At 67.4% G+C, this 17755-nt stretch carries 18 protein-coding genes; 10 read left to right on the top strand and 8 right to left on the bottom strand.

Going from position 1 to position 17755, the window contains the following annotated elements; all coding sequences use genetic code 11:
* The first annotated feature begins 34 nt into the window (after window positions 1-34).
* Window positions 35-2473: an ATP-dependent helicase HrpB gene (hrpB, locus tag ACK4SV_RS02975; protein WP_409916304.1), complete on the top strand. Its 2439-nt coding sequence runs from the start codon at window positions 35-37 to the stop codon at window positions 2471-2473.
* On the top strand, window positions 2473-3930 hold the full coding sequence (gene dacB, locus ACK4SV_RS02970) for a D-alanyl-D-alanine carboxypeptidase/D-alanyl-D-alanine-endopeptidase (RefSeq protein WP_409916303.1): 1458 nt from the start codon (window positions 2473-2475) through the stop codon (window positions 3928-3930). Before hrpB ends, dacB begins: the two co-directional genes overlap by 1 nt.
* 12 nt (window positions 3931-3942) lie before the next feature.
* Here the strand turns inward: dacB and ACK4SV_RS02965 are convergent, their stop codons facing one another.
* The 8 genes from ACK4SV_RS02965 to ACK4SV_RS02930 form a co-directional block, all read right to left on the bottom strand.
* Window positions 3943-4371 carry a hypothetical protein gene (locus ACK4SV_RS02965; protein ID WP_409916302.1) on the bottom strand — a complete coding sequence of 143 codons (429 nt, stop codon included), beginning with the start codon at window positions 4369-4371 and terminating at the stop codon, window positions 3943-3945.
* A 67-nt stretch (window positions 4372-4438) separates the two neighbouring features.
* Window positions 4439-5086, bottom strand: coding sequence for a pseudouridine synthase (locus ACK4SV_RS02960; protein ID WP_409916301.1), 648 nt, complete (start codon window positions 5084-5086; stop codon window positions 4439-4441).
* The gene (locus ACK4SV_RS02955; RefSeq protein ID WP_409916300.1) at window positions 5083-6432 is read right to left on the bottom strand and encodes a sensor histidine kinase; all 1350 of its coding nucleotides are present in this window, start codon (window positions 6430-6432) and stop codon (window positions 5083-5085) included. The genes ACK4SV_RS02960 and ACK4SV_RS02955 overlap by 4 nt, the downstream gene beginning before the upstream one ends.
* Before the next feature lie 120 nt (window positions 6433-6552).
* On the bottom strand, window positions 6553-6906 hold the full coding sequence (locus tag ACK4SV_RS02950; protein ID WP_409916299.1) for a thiol-disulfide oxidoreductase DCC family protein: 354 nt from the start codon (window positions 6904-6906) through the stop codon (window positions 6553-6555).
* A gap of 55 nt (window positions 6907-6961) precedes the next feature.
* Window positions 6962-8395, bottom strand: coding sequence for a dihydrolipoyl dehydrogenase family protein (locus ACK4SV_RS02945; protein ID WP_409916298.1), 1434 nt, complete (start codon window positions 8393-8395; stop codon window positions 6962-6964).
* Window positions 8388-9107: a TVP38/TMEM64 family protein gene (locus ACK4SV_RS02940; RefSeq protein ID WP_409916297.1), complete on the bottom strand. Its 720-nt coding sequence runs from the start codon at window positions 9105-9107 to the stop codon at window positions 8388-8390. Before ACK4SV_RS02940 ends, ACK4SV_RS02945 begins: the two co-directional genes overlap by 8 nt.
* 18 nt (window positions 9108-9125) lie before the next feature.
* Window positions 9126-9833, bottom strand: coding sequence for a DUF547 domain-containing protein (locus tag ACK4SV_RS02935; protein ID WP_409916296.1), 708 nt, complete (start codon window positions 9831-9833; stop codon window positions 9126-9128).
* A gap of 271 nt (window positions 9834-10104) precedes the next feature.
* On the bottom strand, window positions 10105-11292 hold the full coding sequence (locus ACK4SV_RS02930; RefSeq protein WP_409916295.1) for a serine hydrolase domain-containing protein: 1188 nt from the start codon (window positions 11290-11292) through the stop codon (window positions 10105-10107).
* Between the two features lie 193 nt (window positions 11293-11485).
* Here ACK4SV_RS02930 and rpmH point away from each other — a divergent pair, with 193 nt between their 5' ends.
* From rpmH to ACK4SV_RS02890, 8 genes are read left to right on the top strand one after another with little or no spacing between them, the layout of a single operon-like run.
* Window positions 11486-11620, top strand: a complete 135-nt coding sequence (gene rpmH, locus ACK4SV_RS02925; protein ID WP_409916294.1) for a 50S ribosomal protein L34 — start codon at window positions 11486-11488, stop codon at window positions 11618-11620.
* A 41-nt stretch (window positions 11621-11661) separates the two neighbouring features.
* Window positions 11662-12027, top strand: a complete 366-nt coding sequence (gene rnpA, locus ACK4SV_RS02920; protein ID WP_409916293.1) for a ribonuclease P protein component — start codon at window positions 11662-11664, stop codon at window positions 12025-12027.
* A gap of 57 nt (window positions 12028-12084) precedes the next feature.
* Entirely contained in the window at window positions 12085-13908 is a 1824-nt protein-coding gene (gene yidC / locus ACK4SV_RS02915; RefSeq protein ID WP_409916292.1) for a membrane protein insertase YidC, read from the top strand.
* Window positions 13909-13911: 3 nt separating this feature from the next.
* A complete protein-coding gene (gene yihA, locus ACK4SV_RS02910; protein ID WP_409916291.1) occupies window positions 13912-14562 on the top strand; it encodes a ribosome biogenesis GTP-binding protein YihA/YsxC in 651 nt (216 codons plus the stop codon).
* 42 nt (window positions 14563-14604) lie between these two features.
* Complete coding sequence (locus tag ACK4SV_RS02905) at window positions 14605-15069, top strand: GNAT family N-acetyltransferase (protein WP_409916290.1); 465 nt, start codon at window positions 14605-14607, stop codon at window positions 15067-15069.
* A gap of 47 nt (window positions 15070-15116) precedes the next feature.
* A complete protein-coding gene (gene argB, locus ACK4SV_RS02900) occupies window positions 15117-16013 on the top strand; it encodes an acetylglutamate kinase (protein WP_409916289.1) in 897 nt (298 codons plus the stop codon).
* Window positions 15988-17013, top strand: a complete 1026-nt coding sequence (locus ACK4SV_RS02895; RefSeq protein WP_409916288.1) for a DUF1036 domain-containing protein — start codon at window positions 15988-15990, stop codon at window positions 17011-17013. Before argB ends, ACK4SV_RS02895 begins: the two co-directional genes overlap by 26 nt.
* Window positions 17010-17747 carry a pyrimidine 5'-nucleotidase gene (locus ACK4SV_RS02890; protein ID WP_409916287.1) on the top strand — a complete coding sequence of 246 codons (738 nt, stop codon included), beginning with the start codon at window positions 17010-17012 and terminating at the stop codon, window positions 17745-17747. Before ACK4SV_RS02895 ends, ACK4SV_RS02890 begins: the two co-directional genes overlap by 4 nt.
* Window positions 17748-17755 lie beyond the last annotated feature (8 nt).

Genomic DNA, 17755 nt, shown 5'->3' with positions numbered 1-17755 from the left:
TGCGCCCGGGGGGCGGCCGGTCCTAATTCAGGGCATGAGTCCGCCCCAGACCCTCCCCATCGACGATGTGATGCCGGATATCCTCCGGACGCTGGCCGCTTCGCCGCGCCTTGTGCTGGCGGCGCCGCCGGGCGCGGGCAAGACGACGCGCGTGCCGCTGGCGCTTGCGGGCCTTACCGGCAGTCCCGGCGTGATCGAAGGCCGTATCCTGATGCTGGAGCCGCGCCGGGTTGCCGCGCGCATGGCGGCGATGCGGATGGCCGCCACGCTGGGCGAGCCGCTCGGCCAGACCATCGGCCTCAGCACGCGGGTTGACCGAAAGGTGTCCAAATCCACCCGTATCGAAGTGATCACCGATGGCCTCTTCACCCGGCGCATCCTCAGCGATCAGGAGCTTTCGGGCACCGGCGCGGTCCTGTTCGACGAATTCCATGAGCGGCGCCTCAATTCCGATCTCGGCCTCGCGCTCGCCCTCGATGTCCAGTCGGTGCTGCGCGAGGATCTTCGCCTCCTGATCATGTCGGCAACGCTGGATACAGCTGCCGTCGCCCGCGCCTATGACGCCCCGGTCATCGAGAGCGAGGGCCGGATGTACCCCGTCGAGACGCGCTATCTCGGCCGGTCGGACGAACGGATCGAGGACCGGATACCGAAGGTCATCCGCCAGGCGCTGCGGGAGGAGCAAGGCTCCATCCTCGCCTTCCTGCCCGGCGCGCGGGAGATCAACCGCACCGCCGAAGCGCTCACCGGCCTCGGCCCGGATGTGATCATCGCGCCGCTTTATGGTGCGCTCTCGCCCGCCGCGCAGGACGCCGCCGTATCGCCCGCCCCGGCCGGCAAGCGCAAGATTGTGCTCGCCACCGACATTGCCGAAAGCGCGCTGACCATCGAAGGTGTCCGCATCGTCATCGATTCCGGCCTCGCCCGCGTGGCGGAGGAAGACATTGGGGGCCTCGGCAGCCGGCTGACCACCGTGCGCGCCTCGCGCGCTTCGGCTGACCAGCGCCGCGGCCGGGCAGGGCGCACCGCGCCCGGTACCTGCTACCGCCTCTGGGACGAAGCGGCCACGCGCGGCCTGATGGCGGCCCCGACGCCCGAAATCCTCGTCTCCGATCTCTCCGGCCTCGCGCTGACCCTTGCCGAATGGGGCGCGAAGGATGCTGGCACGCTCACCTGGCTTGATCCGCCCCCGGACGGAAAGCTGAAAGCCGCCCGCGCCCAGCTCACCGCCCTCGGCGCGCTGGACACAGGCGCAAACCTCACCGCGCGGGGGCGCGAGATGTCCCGCCTGCCGCTGCCGCCGCGCCTTGCCGCGCTGATCGTCTCGGCGCCCGGCCCGGCAGAAAAAGCCCTCGCCGCAGAGATTGCCGCGATGATGAGCGAGCCCGGCATCGGCGGGGAGAGCTCTGATCTCGCCCTCCGGCTGGAACGTTTCCGCGCCGAAGGCAGCGAGCGGGCAAGGGCGCTGCGCGCGCAGGCGAAGGGCTGGGGCGGGGGCGCAGCTTCCGGCGGTGCGCTGGCGACATTGCTTGCCCGCGCCTGGCCGGACCAGGTCGCCCGCCGCCGCCCGGGCAGCGAAGGCAGCTACCTGATGGCATCGGGCCGCGCCGCCAGCCTGCCGGCGACTGACCCGCTCGCGAAGTCCGGATGGCTCGCCATCGCGGCGCTCGGCGGTGCGGCGCGCGAACCGCGCATCCTCCTCGGACTTCCATTGACGGAGGCAGAGGCGCTCGCCTCTCAGGCACCGGTCACAGAAGAGCGCGCGACCTTCGATCCCCGCACCGGCAAGTTCGCTGCCCGCCGCGTGAAGGCGCTCGGCGCAATCCTGCTGTCGGAGGCGCCGCTGCCGAAACCCTCTGCCAGCGTGGCCGCCGCTGCCATGCTCGAGGCCGTCCAGCGCGAAGGCTTCGCCGCGCTCGGCTGCGCGGAGGTGATCGAGGAAACCCTCTCGCGCCTGCGCATCCTCTCCGAAGCCGGGCTGATCGCCGCGACGGACATGACCCCGGAAAGCCTCGCCGCCTCGGCAGGTGACTGGCTCGCCCCGCTGCTGAAGCGCAAGGGCGCCTCGGTGCCCGGCCCGGATGAAGTGCGCGGCGCGCTGGTCCAGTCGCTCGACTGGCCGGTGCAGGAGGCGCTGCGCCGCGAAGCCCCGCTCAGCCTCGATCTCCCTTCTGGACAATCTGCGCGCGTCGACTGGCTCGATCCGCGCGCCCCGCTTGTCTCGGCCCGCGCGCAGGCTTTCTACGGACTCACCGAGCATCCGAGGATCGCCGCGGGCCGCGTGGCTGTGACGGTGGAACTCCTCTCCCCCGGCATGAAGCCGGCTGCCACTACGCAGGACCTCGCCCGTTTCTGGACCGGCGGCTACCGGGACATGGCCAAGGACATGCGCGGGCGCTATCCCAAGCATGACTGGCCGGACGATCCGGCAAATGCCCGCGCCCATGAAGGCCGCACCCGGAGGCGCCTGTGATGATTGCGTTGAAGCGAAACGGGCTGGCTTATCTCCTGCTTGCTGCGCTGGGCTTCCTGATCGCGGCCTGCGCCACTGTTCCGCAGGCGGAGGACCTCCCTGGCCCGTTCGAGGCGATGCCCGGCGAAGGCGTGCGCTGGGGCGCTGTCGTCACGACGCTGACCGGCGAAACCCTCGTCGCGCTGCGCGCTGATGAGCGGTTCATCCCCGCCTCCAACACCAAGCTGTTCACCACGGCGGCTGCCTTCCACTATCTCGGCGACCCGGAAGTGCCTGATCCCGCCAGTGGCACATCGCTCTGGCTTGTTCCGCCTGCGGAGGGAGGCGGCGCGCCGTCCCTGCTCCTCAAGGGCGCAGGGGATGCCAGCCTGACAGACGGGCCGGATTGCCTCGAGAACTGCCTGCACCAGCTCGCCGATGCGGTGGCAGCGGCGGGGATCACCACAATCAGCGACGTCATCGCCGATGACAGCTTCCTGCCGGCCAGCCTCTGGGGGCAGGGGTGGAGCTGGAACAATTTCGTCTGGTACTATACCGCCCCGGTCTCCTCCCTCCCGGTGAACGAGAATACGCTCGGCCTGCGCCTGCGCCCCGGCGAGGCGCCGGAAGATCCGGTGCAGGCGGAGTGGCTCCCCGGCGATGAAGGCTTCCTGACCCTCCAGAACGAAGCGGTCACCGGCGCGTCCGGCGCAGACCAGACGCTGCGCTTCGAACGCACCCCGGGGCGCGACACGCTCCGCCTCACAGGCCTTGTGCCGCAGGATGCTGCCCCGCGCGTCTACGCGCTTGCCGTTGCGGACCCGCCGCGCGCCGCCGCGACACGGCTGATCCGTCTCCTGCGGGCACGCGGCGTGACGGTGGAGGGCGAGGCGCTCACCCACCGGGAAGCTCCGCTGGCAGACATATCCGCCACCGAACTTGCCCGGCTGGACGCTCCGCCGCTGATCCACAGCATCCGCCGCGTCCAGCGCGACAGCCAGAACCTTCATGCCGAGCTGCTCCTGCGCCGCATCGCGCTCGCCAGCGGCGAACTCTCGCCCGAGGGCGGCCCGGAAATCCTGCGTGCACTGATCATCTCTGCGGGGCTCAGCCCGGTCGAGGCTGAACTCTTCGATGGCTCTGGCCTGTCGACCTATAACCGCGTCACACCCGCCGGCATGGCGCGCTTCCTGCGCTGGGCTGCGGCGCAGGACTGGGGCGATGCCTGGCGCGCCACGCTGCCCGCCGGCGGCGCGGACGGTACCCTCACCCGCCGCTTCAGAGGCACCATCCTCGAAGGCCGCATCTTTGCGAAGACCGGCTCGCTCCACGGTGTGAATGCGCTCTCCGGCTATATGATCTCCGCCAGCGGCCAGGCGCTCGTCTTCTCGGTCTTTGCCAATGACAGGCCGAATGATGCGCCCTCGATCATCGCGGCGATGGACGCAGAACTCGTGCGGATCGCGTCTGAAAACTGATCCGCCAGCGGATCAATTGGGCTGGCGGCGGTCGTCCTCGCCCCATTCCATGCCCATGGATTTCTTCATCCAGTCGGCAAAGGTCGCAGGCTTCTTCAGGGCGTTTGCGTCGAGCGTGCCATAGGACACCAGCGTTCCGTCGCGCCCTTCAAGGCGCACGCCGCGGATGCGCTCCCCGGCATGGGAGAGGTCCATAGACTGCGCCGGATCGAGGATCAGCATCACCTGTTCGCCGCCGCTACCATCAAGCCCCCGCCCGAAGACGAGGCCGTAGACTTTCTCCCGGCCCAGCAGTCCGTGGCTGGAAGCCTGGCGCTTGCCATCGACCAGAACTTCATCCCAGAGCAGATTGCGCCGCCATTGCAGCACATGCATCCGCTCGCCACTGACGACCTTGATATCCACTTCATGCAGGGCAACACGGACCAGTTCGGCGTGCATGGCGGGCTCCTGGAGGCTTATTGATAAACAATAATTGGCGCGGGCCTGCCCGTCAAGGCCCCCTCATTCAGAACGGGCATTCCGCTTCGAAAACCACCCTCTCGCCCAGTGCCGGATGCATAAAGGCCAGCCGGCCTGCATGCAGCGCCAGGCGCGGGCGCCTCGCCAGCGCGTCATCATGCGCATACAGCGGATCGCCCAGGATCGGATGCCCGATGCTTGCGAGGTGCACGCGCAGCTGGTGCGACCGCCCGGTCAGCGGCGTCAGCCACAGGCGCGCCGCGTCGCCTGATGCCGCCAGCGTTTCATAATGCGTCCGGCTTGGCTTGCCGTGTTCGGCGTCCACCTTCTGGCGCGGGCGGGCGGGCCAGTCGGTGATCAGCGGCAGGTCGATCTCGCCCTGCGCCGGCTCCGGCACGCCCCAGACATCCGCGATATAGGCCTTCTCCACCTTGCCCCGCTCGAACAGGCCGGAGAGTACGCGCTGCATCTCCTTGCCGCGCGCCAGTAGCAGCAGCCCGCTCGTATCCATGTCCAGCCGGTGCACCGTCAGCGCGTCGGCATAATCTGCCTGCACGCGGGTGATGGCGCAGTCTGCCTTCGCTTCCCCCCGTCCGGGGACGGACAAAAGCCCCGAAGGCTTGTCGATGACGATGAGGTGATCATCGGCATGAACATAACAGACCGGCGCGCTCACCGGCGCATAGCTGCTCATTCCGGCAATCCCGGCAGGGCGAGGCGGAACACCGTGCCCTCCGGCCCGCTTTCTGCCAGCGTCAGCGCGCCGCCGAGCGCTTCGGCCAGCTCATGCGCGATCACGAGACCAAGCCCCGTGCCCCCAGCGCGGGAGGAGCCTGCAAACGGCCGGAAGAGGTTCGCCCGCGCCGCATCGGCCAGGCCCGGCCCATTGTCGCGGAACCACAATGCTCCCTCAGCGCAGCGTATGGAGACAACCGGATCGGCCACCGCCGCCTGCTGCATCGCCTCGGCTGAGTTGCGGATAAGGTTCGTGGCAATCCGGTGCAGGTGTTCGGCGTCCGTCTGCAGGCTGAGCATTTCCGGAACACTCAGGCTGAGGCCCACGCCGTTGGCCACCAGCGCCTCTTCGGCCGCGCCCTGAAGCGCTTCGCGCAGGTTCACCTTCTGCAGCACAGGCGCGCGCGGGCTCGCCTTGCCATAGTCCAGCGTCGCGGTGGCGAGTTCAATCGCGCGCTCCAGCGCCCGCTTCAGGCGCGGCGCGGCACGCTTCACGCGCGGGTCCTCGGAATGGGCGAGGCCATCGGACACGAGCTGCGCCGAGGCGAGCGAATTGCGCAAATCGTGATTGATCTTCGCCACCGCGCTGCCAAGCTCGGCCAGGTGCGCGCGCTGGCGGAAGGCGTCCGCCACCGCCTCCTCCATCCCCGCCAGTGCATTCTGCGCGCGGCCGATCTCGTCGCGCCGCCGCGTCGGGGGCAGGCGCCGCGTCCAGCTGCCAGGGTCGCGGCTGAACTGTTCCACGCTCACCGTCACCCGGCGGATGGGCCGCACGATCAGGGCGTCGAGGAACAGGAAGATGACTACCGCCGCCGCCAGCGCGATCAGCGAAGCGACGCCCGCCATCCGCACGACCAGTGCCACCATCGCAGCTTTCAGCGGCGCCTGCGGCACGACCACCTCGATCTCCCGGTCCGCGGCGGAGCCCTCCGCAAGGATGATGAGGATCTCGTCCGGGGGCGCAAAGTATTCGCTGAGCCCGCTCAGTGCGCCCATCACCCCGCCGGACCGGCGCAGGTCCACGACCCGCATCGGCCCGTCGATTTCAGACTTTGGCGCCAGCAGCTGGAAGCGCATCTCGTCCTCGATCTCGGCCACCGCCAGCACTTCGGCAGTCCGCAGCAGGCTGTCCGACAATTCCTCCGACACCGCCCGCATCGGCGCTGCCTCCAGCGCCAGCGCTGCGATCCGGCCGGCCTGCGCCCGTTCGCTCAGCCACTGCGTCCTGAGATTGCTGGCGGTTGGCACGAAGATGAGAATTTCCACCAGGATGATCGCCGCCGCCGTCAGAGCAAACAGGCGCACGGCGAGGGTGTCCGCCAGACGCCGCGCGCCCGGCAAAATTGTAACGTCGGGGGCTGGCGCAGGCTCGCTCACAGGCGGAGGCTTAGGCGAAATCCGGCAGGTTGGGAACCAGCGCCACGCTCAGCTTCCGCGCGCGAGCCGCTGCAGGCGCGGGCGCACGCGCAGCCACCCCCGGTAGAGCGCTTCCGCCAGTCCGCGCAGCAGCGGCACCCGCATCAGATGGCCAAAGGGGGCCAGCACCGGCACAGCCCGCCACATCGCCCCGAAGGCCGCCGCGCCGGACACAACCGGCCCGCCCGCCTCCTGCGCATGAAACCGCGCGAGCAGCTCCGCCCGGTCGATGGAGCAGCTGGCATCCTCGGAAGCCACATCCACGAAGCGGATGCGCCCTTTGCGGTCGAGCCGGCGCATGAATCCGATCTCCGCCGCACACAGCGGGCACGCGCCATCATACCAGACCAGGACCTTTTCCATGCCTGAGAGATAGGCGCGCTGCGCGCCGCTGCACCTGCGCGCGATGCCGCAGATGTCAGGGAATACGCTGCAATATCCCCACCAGCCGCCGCGCCGCCGGGCCAAATACGGTCGGCGTGAAATAGGCAGAGGCCGCCCGTTTCAGAGCCTCCGTCCGCGTCGGATAGGGCGAGATGAAATTCGTCAGCGCTGTCAGCTTCAGCCCGTTGGACATCGCAAGGCCCGCCAGCTGGATGATCTCGCCCGCCCCCTCGCCGATGATGGAGACGCCCACCAGCTTGCCCTTGTGCAGCACGAGCTTGGCTTCGCCGAGCGTCTTTCCCTCCGCAATCGCGCGGTCATTGTCATTGAAGGGGAAGGCGGAAGTTTTCACCGCCTCGCCGAACCGCTCCCGCGCAACCGCTTCCGTCAGCCCGATCTGGGCGATCTCGGGGCTTGTATAAGTCACCTCCGGCACCGGCAGGCTATCTGCGCGGCTCCCCTGCTTGAAAAACGCCCGGCGCACGAAGACAGAGGCGTGCCAGCCCGCCACATGCGTGAACTGCTCGCGCCCTGCCACATCGCCCAGGGCCCAGACGCGCCGATTGGACCGCGAGCGCAGCGTGTCGCCTACGCTTACACCCTTGGCATCATGCGCCACACCGCCCGCGTCCAGGTCGAGCCCGTCCAGCACGGCCTGCCGCCCGGCCGCGACCAGCAGGTGACTGCCTGGAATCTCTACTTCGCCATCTGGCCCCACAGCGTGAAGCGTCAGTCCGCTCGCCTCGCCGGAAACCCGGTTCGCCTTGTGCCCCTCAAGGATCACGCAGCCCTCGGCTCGCAGTTCCTCCAGCGCCAGCTTCGCATGGCCTGCGTCCGAGCGCGCCAGCGCCCGGCCCATCTCTGCCACCGTCACCTTCGAGCCGAGCCGCGTGAACGCCTGCGCCATCTCCAGCCCGATAGGCCCGCCGCCGAGGATCACGAGCCGCTCCGGAAATACTGCGGCGCTGAAGATCGTCTCATTGGTGAAATAGGGTATGCCCTCCAGCCCCGGCAGCGGCGGAATGAACGCCCGGCTGCCTGTGGCGATAATGATGCGACGCGCGCGCACCTCTGCTGTCTCCGACACAACCGTGCGCGGATCGGCAAAGCGTGCGCTCTCGCGGATCACGGTCACGCCCAGCCCTTCGAAGCGTTCCTGGCTGTCGATGGGCGCAATCGTCTCGATGGTGCGCGCGATATGCGCCTTGACGCCCGCCCAGTCGACCGCTGCCGGCCCGAGCGTCACGCCGAGCTTCGCGGCCTCTGCCGGCGCATGGGCTGCCTTCGCCGCCGAGAGCAGCGCCTTGGACGGCACGCATCCGAAGTTCAGGCAGTCCCCGCCCATCTCATGGCGCTCGAACAGCACGACCTTAAGCCCCAGCATCGCCGCGCCCGCCGCTGCGGACAGCCCGGCGGAACCTGCCCCTATCACGGCCAGGTCAGCGCTCAGTTTTTTCCGTTCAGCCATTCGCCCCGGCCTTTCGTTTGCTAAAGCGCTTCCACGCCACCGGGATCAGCGCCACCACGCCCAGCGCAATGAAGGCCGGCACGAAGTTCGATGCCAGCGACCCGATATCCGGCGTGCCGCCTGCCAGCAGCGTATTCTTCACCGCCGCCCCGATCCAGGTATAGGCCAGCGTGCCGGGGATGATGCCCAGGAATGTCGTGATCACATAATCACGGTAGCGCGCTCCAATCAGCGCCGGCGCAATGTTCACCACCGCAAACGGGAACAGCGGGATAAGTCGCAGCGCGAACATGTAGGACATCGGGTTCTCCGCAAACCCCGCCTGCATCCGCGACAGGAACGGCCCTGCCACATCGCGCAGAACCGCGCCGAGGGAAGTCTTTGCCGCAAAGAAAAGGATCGAGGCGCCCAGCGTTGCGCCGATCACCGTGGCTGGCGTGCCGAGCGCCAGCCCGAACAGGAACCCGCCCCCGATGGTCAGCGCGCTGCCCGGCACCATGAAGGCTGTCGCCGCCGCATAGACCAGCACATAGGCCCCCAACACCAGCAGCAGGTTCTCGCGCACCAGCCCGTCCAGCGCCGCCGCATTCGCCGAGAGCGACTCCAGCGTCAGATAATCCTGCCAGCCAAAGGCCAGCGCGAGGCCAAGCCCGCCGAGGATGAGGTATAGCGGCCATAGGCGCTGCCACACAGGAAGTTTGCGTTCGGCCATGGGGTCAAGAATCCTGTGTTAGCGCCGCGATGTAGCCTGCGTATCGTTGAGAGCCCAGTCATATGTATGCCGGTTTATTCTGGGATTAGCCCGGATGCTGGCGGCAAGGCCGGGCTCTGCATGCAGCAGCAGGTGTTCGATGACGGCCGCCTTGGAGCCGCCAAAGTCCTTCTCGAACCAGCTGTAGATCGACGAAACCGTGAGCCCGCGCGCCGTGACGGTCACGCCGCGCGGATGGTTGACATAATCGCGCGCCGCCCGGGCAAGATCGGCTTCGAGCGTCGCTGGCTCCCAGGCGTAAGGCGGCAGGTTCGGGCAACTGTAGGAGGCGCAGTTGAGCGCGTAATGCACTTCCGGCGTTCCCCACCGGACACGCAGGATGTCATGCTCGATCGCGTCCAGCGAGACTTCCCGCCCGCCTGCGCGCACTCTCACCTGCTTCCACGGGCCGTTCAGGTAGCCATCGCGGATGGACCTGACCGGATAGCGCTCAAGAATGTGGCGCACGGTGACCGCATTATAGAGGTTGGCCCAGCTGGCGAAATTCGCGTCAGTTTTTGCCGAAAGGTCGGCCTCTGCGAAGCGGGCGATGTAGGCGTCCAGCGCTGCCCGGTCGGCGGAGTTGGCGGCCAGCGCGGCATAGTCCACACGCGTCACCCCATCCTCGGCACTGCGCACGTAGGCCGCCAGCAGGCGGGTCCATTCGGCGTGCTTGGCCTTGGCCATGGCAGATTCCCTCAGTTCGTATGGGCGCATGTCAGGGCTTGCGCCCTGAGCGATGATTGGCGGAGCGAATAAGAGCCAGCCGAGGCCGAAACAGATCGCGGCGACCCGCGTGGTTATTGTGCGGGAGGGCATGGGCGATGTGCCTTTCGCGGCAAGCTGACGCACCCGACTTAATTGCCGCATTGCCGGAAAGCGACCCGCAAAGTGTTGGGACAGGATCAAGTCCCTGTGATCGGCACCCGTCTTCAGCCCGGAGACGGAGGCGTCCACCTTATCGCCCGGCGCCGGCCCAGCCCTCATCCAGCCCGATCCAGTCCCTTGGCGGCAGGCCATAGGCCATGTCCATCACCTCCAGCTCGATCGCTACCGGACGGCGCGAACTGGAATTCCAGAGCGCTACCACCCCGGTCTTCAGCTCGGGATCGAACAGCATCAGCGCCCGGTAGCCTTCCACCGATCCGCGATGGCCCACCACGCGCTGCCCGCTGCCATCATAGGTATAGGTGCGCCAGCCGAGGCCATAGCGCGCGTCCCGCATCCGGCCCTCGAACTGGGTGTTGAGCCGGGTCTGCTCGCGGGGTGTCGCCACGCGCGGCAGGTGCAGCGCCTCCAGCGTGCCCGGCGGCAGTACGTCCGGGGCAAGGCCCATCTGGGCGCGCGCAAACCGCGCCAGGTCCATCACCGAACCATTGACGCCCCCGGCTGCCGGCACGCGGTAATAAGGTTCCTTCACGGTGCGCACCTCCGGCACCGTCTCGCCCCGCCGCGTCGCGTGGGGCTTCGCCCAGGAGCGCGCCGTCTCCAGCCCGGCACGCCCGGTGCTGGCGGTCGCCATCCGAAGCGGCTGGAACAGGGCCGCGCGCACCGCCGCGTCATACGTCCCGCCCGTTGCTCCCTCGACAATCTCGGTCAGGGCATCAAAGGCGACATTCTGATAGGAGTGGCACTGGCGCACCGGGCAGACGGTGCTGAGCGAGCCCAGCATCCGCCGGATTGCCGCCGGGTCCCGACCATCTTCCAGCAGATTGTCATAGGCATTCGACACCACCCCCACCCGGTGGGCCATCAGGTCTTCCAGCGTTACCGACTGTTCCGCCCGGCCCGGCAGGCGCAGCGTGGTGCCAAAGCTCGCAACCGGGCTCGTCAGCGCGAAGCGGCCTTCCTCCACCGCCATCCGCGTCACAAGGCTCGTCGCCACGCCCTTTGACAGCGAGGCCCAGCGGAACACCGTATCGCGTGTCACCGCGCCCTCGCCGGCGGCTGTCACGCCATATCCCCTCGCGAAGACGATCTCGCCGCTCTCGATCACGGCCACCGCAAGGCCGACAATCTCGTCCTCCGCGGCCAGCTGTTTCAGGCGCTGGTCGAGGCGCTCGTAATCGATCCGGCCTGTTTGCGCTGAGGCAGGCCCGATCAGCACGACCAGGAAGCCCGCAAGCGCTGCGCACAGTCTCTTCATCGGGGCCTCCGGCAGTTCACTCTACACGCGCTGAATAGGCGGCGCGTGCCGCCCGGTGTAAAGCCGCCCGGCGCGGCCCGGCTGCAATCTTCCTCACCGGAGCGCTGCGAATCGCCAAACCGGGCGCTTGACCTTCCCGCCCCCGGCCTGTATTGGCCGCGGTTTCCAGAATTCAAGCCGCCAGGGCCGTCCGATGAAACGCACATTCCAGCCGAGCAATCTCCGCCGCAAGCGCACGCATGGCTTCCGCGAGCGGATGGGCACCAAGAATGGCCGCAAGGTGCTGGCACGCCGCCGTGCCAAGGGCCGTAAGCGCCTCACGGCCTGACGCGCGCCCCGCGTCCGCTGCCGGACGCTTCGGCTCCGGTGATGCTGCCTGACCCCTTACTCCTCCCGGAAGTGCGCCGGCTCCGCCGCCGCCGCGAATTCCTGTTCGTGCGTGATGGCCTCGCAGAGCGCCGCCGCACGCTCGTCGTTCAGGCGCGGGCGCGCGTGGGGGAGGACCCCGGCAGCCATATCGGCGAGGGTTTCACCGCCACAAAGAAGATCGGCGGCGCCGTTGAGCGCAACCGCGCGAAGCGCCGGCTGCGTGAAGCAGCGCGGCAATTGCTCGCCCGCTTTGGCCGCCCGGGCTGGGATTATGTGTTCATCGCCCGGGAAGGCACGCTGACCCATGGCTGGGCGCGCTTGCTTGACGATATGGAAAGCGCGCTGATAAGCCTCGCGCGCACTTGACCCCCACCGATTTTGCCTGCCCCCTTGGGCACGCCCTCAAGCATTGCGGACCGCCTCATGGAAAAAGACGACCAGCGCAATTTCCTCCTGGCCATGGTGGCCATGATCGCGTTCGTGTTCCTCTATCAGATGTTCGTGATGGAGCCTGCCCAGCAGCGCTATCAGGCCGAGCAGGCCGCCATCGCCGCTGCCCAGCAGGGCCAGACGGCGGATACTGCCGCCCCGGCCATCCCGGCAGGTCCGAGGCCGCTGGAGGAAGCGCTCGCAGAGGGTGAACGGGTCCGCTTCGATGCCGGCTCGGTCGATGGCTCGATCCGGCTCGCCGGCGCTCGCATCGACGATCTCAGCCTGAAGCACCATTACCAGACGGTCGAGCGCCTGCAGGAAATCCGCCTCCTGCGGCCGGAATCCACCGAAGGCGGCTATTTCGCCAGCTATTATTGGGCCGATGGCAACACGCTGGTCGCCGGGCGCAATTCCGCCTGGCAACTCGTTTCCGGCGAAACCCTTACGGCGGGCAACCCTGTCACGCTTCGCCTCGAGACCAACGACGTCCTGATCGAACGCGAAATCTCGGTTGACGACAGTTACCTCTTTACCTTCCGCGACACCGTCACCAACACCTCAGACAGCCCGCGCGCTCTTCGCGCCATCGGCTCATTCGAGCGCCATGGTGGCTGGCAGCGTTTCCTGGAGCTGACCGATCCCGGCTCCGCCGCCTCGGTCGGACCGGTGCATACCGGCCTGATGGGTGTCGTCGGCGACCAGCTGCGCCTGCAAAAATACAAACCCTTGTTTGAAGGCAAGAAGGTCAGCGGCGAATCGCGCGAGGGCAATTTTGTCTCAGACAGTGGCGGCTGGTGGGGCCTCACCGACATGTACTGGATGGGCGCGCTCGTGCCGGAGCAGGGCCGCACCTTCACCGCCTCGGTCAACCGCACCAGCCTGGCGCGCGGCGGCCCGCTGGAAATCCGAACCGAAGCCACGCCCGTCGAGATCGCGCCCGGCGCCAGCGTCACGGTCGAGAACCAGCTCTTCGCCGGCGCCAAGGAATTCCAGGTCATGCGCGGCTATGAGCAGGCCGGCATCCCGCGCATGGTCGATGCCATCGACTGGGGCTGGGCCTACTTCCTGACCAAGCCGTTCTTCTATGTGATCAACTGGCTGAACAATTATCTCGGCGCCTTCGGCTGGGCGATCCTCGCCTTCACCGTCCTCGTCAAGCTGCCGCTCGTGCCGCTCTACAATGCCAGCTTCAAGTCGATGGCGAAGCTGAAAAAGCTTCAGGAGCCGATGAAGGAGATCAACGAGCGGTTCGCCGCCGATCCCCAGCGCAAGCAGCAGGAGATGATGAAGCTCTACAAGGAGACCGGCGCCAACCCGATCGGCGGCTGCCTGCCCATCCTGTTCACCATCCCGATCTTCTACGCGCTCTACAAGGTGCTCTACATCTCGCTGGAGATGCGCCACGAGGCCTTCTGGTACATGCGCGATCTCTCTGCGCCCGACCCGACCGCCATCGGCAACCTGTTCGGCCTCATCCCGTTCTGGAGCGGGGCAGACGTCAAGGCGATCCCGGTCATCGGCATCATCATCGGCATCGGCATCCTGCCGATCCTCTACGGCGTCACGATGGCCGCGCTGCAGTCGCTCTCGCCGCCGCCGCCGGACAAGATGCAGGCGCGCATCCTGATGGCCCTGCCCATCGTCTTCATGTTCGTCTTCGGCGGGTTCGCCGCCGGCCTCGTCCTCTACTGGGTCTGGTCGAACGTGCTGACGCTGATCCAGCAATACATCATCATGCGGATGAACGGGGTCGAGACAGAGATCGGCAAGTTCATCTCCAAACGGCTCGGCTTCAAGAAGGCCCCGGCGGAGTAAGCCATGACCCCGGCGCCGCCAGATCCCGATGCCCTCGAGGCCGGCCGGCTCCTGTTCGCGGGCAAGGCGGAGTTCGTGCTCGGCGTCGCCAGCCTCAGCGGCCTGCCGCCATCAGACCGTACCGAAGTCTGCTTTGCGGGGCGCTCGAATGTCGGCAAGTCGAGCCTGATCAACGCCCTCACCGGCCGCGCCAAGCTCGCCCGCTCCTCCGCCGAGCCGGGGCGCACACGCGAGCTCAACTATTTCGACATCGGCGAAGGCCAGCTCTACCTCGTTGACCTGCCGGGCTTTGGCTATGCCAAGGTCTCCAAGACCCAGACTGCGGCCTGGACCAAGCTGATCAAATCCTATCTCCGCGGCCGGCCGAGCCTGCGGCGCGTCTTCCTGCTTGTCGATGCACGGCGCGGCGGGTTCATGGACACAGACCATGAGATCATGGACCTGATGGACGGCGCCGCTGTCACCTACCAGATCGTCCTCACCAAGGTCGACAAGGTGCCCAAGGCCGACGTCGAAAAGGCCGCCGAGAAGATCGCGGGCCTGCTCAAGAAACGCGGCGCCGCCCACCCCGTTGTGCTGCAGACTTCGGCAGAAAAGGGCTGGGGCATCCCCGAGCTCCGCGCCGAGATTGCTACCCTCGCCGCGCAGGGTTAAGGCTGGCCGTCCCCCATCCCCGCCAAGGCGCGCCGAACTCCCATGCCCATCGACATCCGCCCGGATGATCTCTCCGGCCCCGAAATGGCAGAGCTGATTGCCATCCATGCGCAGACCATGCTCGCCGCCTCCCCGCCGGAGAGCTGCCACTTCCTGCCCATTGAGGGCCTGCGCCAGCCTTCCGTCAGCGTGTGGTCGATGTGGGAAGACGGGGCGCTGATCGGGTGCGGCGCGCTGAAGGATCTCGGCGGCGGGCAGGGGGAGATCAAGTCGATGCACACCCGCTCCGCCTTGCGCGGGCGCGGCCTCGGCCGGTCCATGCTCGAACACATTCTCGCCGAAGCCCGGGCGCGGAAATACACCGGTCTCTGGCTGGAGACCGGTTCGATGGACGCCTTCCTCCCCGCCCGCCGCCTCTATGAGGCATATGGTTTCGCGTATTGCGGCCCCTTTGGTGATTATGCCGAGGACCCCAACAGCCTGTTCATGCGCCTCGCCCTTGCCTGATGGGCGCCATTGCGGCGGGGCGCCGAAACGCGCTATGTGCCCGCCGCATGACGATAAGCCTCGACAACGCCCAGCTGACCGCGCGGACCCTGTCCGAAGCGCTCCCCTTCATCCAGCGCTATGCCGGCCAGACAATTGTCGTAAAGTATGGCGGCCATGCCATGGGCGATGCGGCGCTCTCGGCTGGCTTTGCCCGCGATGTCGTGCTGCTGAAGGCGCTCGGCCTCAACCCGGTCATCGTGCATGGCGGCGGGCCCCAGATCGGCCGGCTGCTGGACAAGCTCGGCATCGTCTCCGAATTCAAGGACGGCCTGCGTGTTACCGATGAGGCGACGATGGAAGTCGTCGAGATGGTGCTCTCCGGCCCGATCAACAAATCCATTGTCCGCGCCATCAACCAGGCGGGCGGGCGCGCGGTCGGTCTCTCCGGCGCCGATGGCAACCTGCTGAAGGCCGAAAAAGCCACCCGCACCACGAAAGACCCTGACAGCCATATCGAGCAGATCATTGATCTCGGCTTCGTCGGTGAGCCGAGCGGCGTCGATACCAGCGTCATCGACGCGCTGCTGAAGGCGGACGCCGCGCTGATCCCGGTTGTTGCCCCGGTCGGCGTCGGCGCAGATGGCGCGCGCTACAACGTAAATGCAGACACCGCTGCCGGCGCCATCGCCAAGGCGCTCGGCGCCAGCCGCCTGATCCTGATGACGGACGTCGCCGGCGTGCTCGACAAGCAGAAACAGCTGATACGCGAGATCAAGATTGTGGACGTCCCCGGCCTCATCGCCGACGGCACGGCTGTGGGCGGTATGATACCGAAGCTTGAAACGGCGGCGGATTGCGTAAAACATGGCGTTGGGGCGGCAGTCATACTCGATGGGCGTGCGCCGCATGCCCTGTTGATGGAGCTCTTCACCGAACATGGCGCTGGAACGCTGGTTTCTTAGGTTCGCCGCGCTGGTCCTGGCGACGGCTGTCCTCCTGCTGCTGCCTTCGCGGGCCGAGGCGCAGGAGGGCTGGCAGCTCTGCAATCGCACGAGCTACATCATCGAAGCCGCTGTCGGCCGGCATGAAGACACAGGCATCACGGTGCAGGGCTGGACCAAGCTGCAGCCCGGCGCCTGCCGCACGGCGCTGGAAGGCGCGCTGACGCCCGGCCAGCATTACCTCTACGGCCGCACCTCCGGCGCGCACATGGGCGGTGTGCGCGAATGGGGCGGCCGGCACGACCTCTGCGTCGATCCCACCGGCACCTTCGCCCTCGAAAGCCCGCCGGACTGTAACGCCATGGGTCTCGAGGCGCAGGGCTTCCGCCCCGTGAACATAACTGCCGAACGCTGGACCAACAATTTCAGCGAAATCGAACAATATGGCGCCGCAGAAGCGCGCAATGCCGGCCTCCAGCGCCTGCTGGACGAAGCCGGCATCTTCTCCGGGCCTATTGACGGCAATGTCGGCTTTCGCACGCGCAGCGCCATCAATGACTTCCTCCGGGCCCGCAACCTGCCGGCCACGACGACGGACGAAGACCTGATCGACTTTCTCGAACAGGCCGCCGAGGAGCGCAGCCGCGCGGTCGGCTTCACCCTCTGCAACCGAACCCGAAACCGCATCTGGGGCGCCATCGCCCGGCGCGGGCCGGATGGCTGGGAAAGCCGGGGCTGGTGGCGCATCGAGGCGGGCGGCTGCTCCCGCGTGATCGACAGGCCCCTGCGCGGCTCGGAACACTATGTCTATGCCGAGATGGAAGATGCCGGGCAGGTTCGCACCCTTGCGCAGGCCGCTGAAGCCTTCTGCGTGGGCCGGGCCCGATTCGCCATCACCGGCCGCGACAATTGCGAGGGTTCCGGCTACCGCACCGCCCTGTTCGCGCGCACCCCGCCTCCGGCTGACCGCAAGCTGATCTACGAATTCTTCGCCCGCGACTTCAGCCAGGCCTCGCCATGACAGACAGGCCGCCCGGACCTGCTGGCCTCGCCCATGTCGAGGACTGGGTGTTCGATCTCGACAATACGCTCTACCCGGCGAGCTGCGACCTCTTCGCCGAGATCGACCAGCGGATGACGCATTTTGTGTCCGAAACCCTCGGCCTCGACCGGGACGCGGCCCGGCGCGTGCAGAAGGATTACTATGCCCGCTATGGCACCACCCTGTCCGGCCTGATGCAGGTGCACGGCATGGATCCGGCCGATTTCCTCAGCTTCGTGCATGAGATCGACCTCTCGCCCCTGCCGGACCTGCCGGACCTGCGCACCGCCATCGCCGCCCTTCCGGGCCGGAAGTTCGTCTATACCAATGGCTCGCGCCGCCATGCCGAGCGCGTCACCGAGAAGATGGGTCTCGCCCACCTCTTCCATGACAGTTTCGGCATCGAGGATGCCCGCTATACACCCAAGCCCCACCTGCAATCCTATGAAGCCTTCTGCGGCCTTCATCAGGTGCGCCCCGAAGGCGCAGTCTTCTTCGAGGACCTTGTGAGAAACCTCAAGCCCGCCAAATCCCTCGGCTTCACCACCGTCCTCGTCCATTCGGAGAAGGACTGGAGCCATGAGCCCATCGAGGCGCGGCCCGCCGGGGCAGGGGACGCTTTCGGGGATGACGGGGGCGGCCACATCGACTATGTGACCGGCGACCTCGCGGGCTTCCTTAAGGCAACCGCCGCAGCCCGCACGACCGGATAAGACGACAA

Source organism: Hyphomonas sp. (assembly GCF_046313735.1).
GTDB lineage: Bacteria > Pseudomonadota > Alphaproteobacteria > Caulobacterales > Hyphomonadaceae > Hyphomonas.
The sequence above is the reverse complement of the archived record's forward strand: the minus strand, read 5'-3'. Positions and strand labels throughout refer to the sequence as shown.

Excerpts from the sequence above, each read along its gene's own strand:
- ACK4SV_RS02890 (WP_409916287.1), top strand. The coding sequence starts at position 17,010 with ATGACAGACAGGCCGCCCGGACCTGCTGGCCTCGCCCATGTCGAGGAC.
- argB (WP_409916289.1), top strand. The coding sequence starts at position 15,117 with ATGACGATAAGCCTCGACAACGCCCAGCTGACCGCGCGGACCCTGTCC.
- hrpB (WP_409916304.1), top strand. The coding sequence starts at position 35 with ATGAGTCCGCCCCAGACCCTCCCCATCGACGATGTGATGCCGGATATC.
- ACK4SV_RS02935 (WP_409916296.1), bottom strand. The coding sequence starts at position 9,833 with ATGGCCAAGGCCAAGCACGCCGAATGGACCCGCCTGCTGGCGGCCTAC.
- ACK4SV_RS02945 (WP_409916298.1), bottom strand. The coding sequence starts at position 8,395 with ATGGCTGAACGGAAAAAACTGAGCGCTGACCTGGCCGTGATAGGGGCA.
- ACK4SV_RS02905 (WP_409916290.1), top strand. The coding sequence starts at position 14,605 with ATGCCCATCGACATCCGCCCGGATGATCTCTCCGGCCCCGAAATGGCA.
- ACK4SV_RS02960 (WP_409916301.1), bottom strand. The coding sequence starts at position 5,086 with ATGAGCAGCTATGCGCCGGTGAGCGCGCCGGTCTGTTATGTTCATGCC.
- yidC (WP_409916292.1), top strand. The coding sequence starts at position 12,085 with ATGGAAAAAGACGACCAGCGCAATTTCCTCCTGGCCATGGTGGCCATG.
- ACK4SV_RS02950 (WP_409916299.1), bottom strand. The coding sequence starts at position 6,906 with ATGGAAAAGGTCCTGGTCTGGTATGATGGCGCGTGCCCGCTGTGTGCG.
- rnpA (WP_409916293.1), top strand. The coding sequence starts at position 11,662 with ATGCTGCCTGACCCCTTACTCCTCCCGGAAGTGCGCCGGCTCCGCCGC.
- ACK4SV_RS02895 (WP_409916288.1), top strand. The coding sequence starts at position 15,988 with ATGGCGCTGGAACGCTGGTTTCTTAGGTTCGCCGCGCTGGTCCTGGCG.
- ACK4SV_RS02930 (WP_409916295.1), bottom strand. The coding sequence starts at position 11,292 with ATGAAGAGACTGTGCGCAGCGCTTGCGGGCTTCCTGGTCGTGCTGATC.
- ACK4SV_RS02940 (WP_409916297.1), bottom strand. The coding sequence starts at position 9,107 with ATGGCCGAACGCAAACTTCCTGTGTGGCAGCGCCTATGGCCGCTATAC.
- yihA (WP_409916291.1), top strand. The coding sequence starts at position 13,912 with ATGACCCCGGCGCCGCCAGATCCCGATGCCCTCGAGGCCGGCCGGCTC.
- ACK4SV_RS02965 (WP_409916302.1), bottom strand. The coding sequence starts at position 4,371 with ATGCACGCCGAACTGGTCCGTGTTGCCCTGCATGAAGTGGATATCAAG.
- dacB (WP_409916303.1), top strand. The coding sequence starts at position 2,473 with ATGATTGCGTTGAAGCGAAACGGGCTGGCTTATCTCCTGCTTGCTGCG.
- rpmH (WP_409916294.1), top strand. The coding sequence starts at position 11,486 with ATGAAACGCACATTCCAGCCGAGCAATCTCCGCCGCAAGCGCACGCAT.